Annotated in this window: 5 protein-coding genes; 4 read left to right on the top strand and 1 reads right to left on the bottom strand. The window is 51.2% G+C overall.

Going from position 1 to position 3184, the window contains the following annotated elements; translation table 11 throughout:
* Positions 1 to 20: 20 nt before the first annotated feature.
* Positions 21 to 446, bottom strand: coding sequence for a type II 3-dehydroquinate dehydratase (aroQ, locus tag H6A34_RS13985; RefSeq protein WP_021947923.1), 426 nt, complete (start codon positions 444 to 446; stop codon positions 21 to 23).
* 87 nt (positions 447 to 533) lie between these two features.
* On the opposite strand from aroQ, the gene xerA reads away from it, so the two are divergent.
* The 4 genes from xerA to H6A34_RS13965 all read left to right on the top strand — a co-directional run.
* Positions 534 to 1448 carry a site-specific tyrosine recombinase/integron integrase gene (xerA, locus tag H6A34_RS13980; protein ID WP_205106014.1) on the top strand — a complete coding sequence of 305 codons (915 nt, stop codon included), beginning with the start codon at positions 534 to 536 and terminating at the stop codon, positions 1446 to 1448.
* Between the two features lie 393 nt (positions 1449 to 1841).
* The gene (locus H6A34_RS13975) at positions 1842 to 2480 is read left to right on the top strand and encodes a DUF2975 domain-containing protein (protein ID WP_205106013.1); all 639 of its coding nucleotides are present in this window, start codon (positions 1842 to 1844) and stop codon (positions 2478 to 2480) included.
* A gap of 111 nt (positions 2481 to 2591) precedes the next feature.
* Positions 2592 to 2801: a helix-turn-helix domain-containing protein gene (locus tag H6A34_RS13970; protein ID WP_021947920.1), complete on the top strand. Its 210-nt coding sequence runs from the start codon at positions 2592 to 2594 to the stop codon at positions 2799 to 2801.
* A gap of 140 nt (positions 2802 to 2941) precedes the next feature.
* Positions 2942 to 3184, top strand: a 243-nt coding sequence (locus tag H6A34_RS13965) for a hypothetical protein (protein ID WP_205106012.1), incomplete at its 3' end; no start/stop codon positions are given.

Below are 3184 nucleotides of genomic sequence, written 5' to 3'. Positions count from 1 at the left end.
ACCCAATTATGAATTGTGAATTATGATTTATGATTTAGTAAGCCTTCCACGGCAAGGCGGTACGAGTCGAGCCCGAAACCGCATATCACGCCGAGGCATGCGCACGAGATAAGCGACTTGTGGCGGAACTCCTCGCGCTTGTGTACGTTGGATATGTGGACCTCAACGACGGGACAGCGGAGCGAGCGTATGCAGTCCTGCAGGGCCACGCTGGTATGGGTGTAGGCGCCGGCGTTGAGCACAATGCCGTCGTAAGTGAAGCCTACTTCCTGCATCTTGTCGATAAGTACGCCCTCGATGTTGCTCTGGAAGTACTCTATCTCTACGTCGGGAAAGCGTCCGCGCAGCTCAGGCAGGTAGTCGTCGAACGAGCTGCGGCCGTAAATCCCTGGTTCGCGCGTGCCCAAAAGGTTAAGGTTGGGGCCGTTTAATACAAGTATTTTCATAATCGGACAAATTTGTTTAACTTTGCAATGGCATGGCGACGTATTGCCTACGCAACGCCGCTCCACGCTGCAAAAATACTAAAATAAATGGAAAACAAGGACAAAACGACGGCTAATATAGCCAAGGCATACCAGCGGTACATGCGTCTGGAGCGCAATTTTGCGCCCAATACCCTTGACGCCTACATGCGCGATATAGACAAGCTGCTCAAGCATTTACGCGATAGAGGCATTGACCCGACTGCCGCCACGCTGGCCGACCTGCGTGATTTTGCCGCCCGTCTGCACGACTTGGGCATTGGCCCGCGCTCGCAATGCAGGATACTGAGCGGCGTGAGGTCGTTCTACAAGTTCCTGCAGACTGACGGATTCATAGATGACGATCCCTCCGAGCTGCTCGAGTCGCCGCAGCTGGGCGAGCATTTGCCCGAGGTGCTGACCACCGACGAGGTTGACAGACTTGAGCAGGCGATAGACCTGGGCAAGTGGGAGGGCCAGCGCAACAAGGCAATCATAGAGGTGCTGTTCAGCTGCGGGCTGCGCGTGAGCGAGCTTGTCAACCTTAAGCTGTCCGACCTTTTCCTTGCAGACCGCTTCATCCGGGTGATAGGCAAGGGGCGTAAGGAGCGCCTTGTGCCCATCTCCGACAATGCGATAAGGCAGCTCCGCTTCTGGTTTGACGACCGCAACCACATGGACATCAAGCCCGGCGAGGAGGACTACGTGTTCCTTAACCGCCGCGGGGCGCACCTTACGCGCACCATGATACTAATAATGATAAAGCGGCTCGGCGCCGAGGCGGGTATCGACAAGACCATAAGCCCGCACACCCTGCGCCACAGCTTCGCCACGGCGCTGCTTGAGGGAGGCGCCGACCTGCGCGCCATACAGGCCATGCTGGGGCATGAGAGTATCGGTACGACCGAGATTTACACCCATATCGACACACATACACTGCGCCAGGAGATACTGGAGCACCACCCGCGCAACATGAAACGCTAACGTTCTGATATTCAGAGACTTTGTAAAAGGCCGCCTTTCGCGACGCAAAAGGCGGCCTTTTAGCTTGCGGTTTGCCGTCTTTTACAACGCGAAAGACGGCCTTCGGCATTTCATGTTTGCATCAGTGCAAACGGCAGACGGAGGTTGTGGGTATGCCGTTGGCCTGCAAATATTTGTTAAATTATCGTTTTTCGATAAATATTTATTGAAAAAATTTGGAGCATTAATATATTTACCGTACATTTGCATATCGAAAAACGATAAATAATCATCAAATAACGATAATACGGATAGAAGCCGTAAATACTCTCTCAATATAATAAATAAGTGTCGTAAATCCGCTGCCGCCTGTCAGTACGGCAGCGGATGACGGACAAAAAAGGCAAACATTACATGAAAAAGAAACTCAACCTGTTCTGTATTCTTATCTTCGTGGTGCTCGTATGCGACATTCTTTCAATGTCAAACGTGTTCATCGCAGGTTTCTCCAGCGGTATGCAGCATGCCATGGAGAACAGGGATATTGCCGAATCTAATTTTACCAGCATATCCTTGTTGCCGACAGAACTGTCGCAGGACAACGCTCAGGTCATGACGGATAAGGCCACCGGCGAATGCCGGCAGGCATGGCCTACGCAGCTGATAGTGCCCATGGACGGGCCTACGGGCTTGTTAACGGTGATTTTTAAGCTGCTCTATACGCTGCTGTTCGGCGTCTTGTCGGCCGCGGCATTCGTGTCGTTTGTCCTCTTCGTGCGCAATGTCAACAAGAACCGGATATTCATGCGGGGCAACTTACGGCTGCTGCGAGTCATGGGCTGGTGCCTTGTAGGGGCGGGGATTATCGCCACGGCCGACGGCTGTTACGACACGTATCTTGCCCAACAGGTGTTCAGCCTTGACGGATATAACGTCGACTATGGCTCGGCCGCAAACCTTTCGGGTATTATTTTCGGCCTCTTCTCGCTCGTAATGGCCGAGGCTTTCGCCATCGGTCTTAGGCTGAAGGAGGACCAGGAACTGACGATATAAGTAAATTAAGGAATAAATTGAACTGAAAGAGTTGATGAGGCTAAAGGAGTGAAGTACACGAATGCCTTGCCGTTTCACATTTTCACTTTTTTACCTTTTACCGTTTAAGATATGGGAAGAATAATAGTAAACCTCGACGTCGTGATGGCTAAACGCAAGATTTCGCTTGGCGAGTTGGCCGAGAAGGTAGGCCTTACCCAGGCTAACCTGTCCATCCTGAAGACGGGCAAGGCCCGCGCCGTGCGTTTCTCCACGCTCGAAGCCATCTGCCGTGAGCTCGAATGCCAGCCGGGAGACATTCTTGAGTACAGCGACGGCTGAAGTTACGCCCGCAATCTGTTATTATATGTAATAGCCGTTTTCGACTACGAAAGATATAAAAATTATTAAATTTGGCATAAAAACGGCAATCTTGAAATAATAAAAACCTATATTTGTAGAACCATTTTAAACAAATTTTTATGAAATTAAAACACTTGCTTGTGGCTGTCGTGCTTTTCATTACAAGCGCGGCAGCGGTTATGGCACAAGGCATGCAACTGCCGCCGATACCCGTCGACACAGCTGTGAGGATAGGCAAATTGCCTAACGGCCTTACTTATTACATCCGCCATAACGGTTATCCCGAACATCGTGTTAACTTCTACATCGCCCAGCGCGTAGGCTCTATCCAGGAGGAGGAAGACCAGAGAGGACTTGCACAC

The sequence above is a fragment of the Marseilla massiliensis genome, from assembly GCF_016899855.1.
Lineage (GTDB): Bacteria > Bacteroidota > Bacteroidia > Bacteroidales > Bacteroidaceae > Prevotella.
The sequence above is the reverse complement of the archived record's forward strand: the minus strand, read 5'-3'. Positions and strand labels throughout refer to the sequence as shown.

Bases quoted from the DNA above. Each gene is read 5' to 3' on its own strand.
- aroQ (WP_021947923.1), bottom strand. From the start codon at position 446: ATGAAAATACTTGTATTAAACGGCCCCAACCTTAACCTTTTGGGCACG.
- xerA (WP_205106014.1), top strand. From the start codon at position 534: ATGGAAAACAAGGACAAAACGACGGCTAATATAGCCAAGGCATACCAG.
- H6A34_RS13975 (WP_205106013.1), top strand. From the start codon at position 1,842: ATGAAAAAGAAACTCAACCTGTTCTGTATTCTTATCTTCGTGGTGCTC.
- H6A34_RS13970 (WP_021947920.1), top strand. From the start codon at position 2,592: ATGGGAAGAATAATAGTAAACCTCGACGTCGTGATGGCTAAACGCAAG.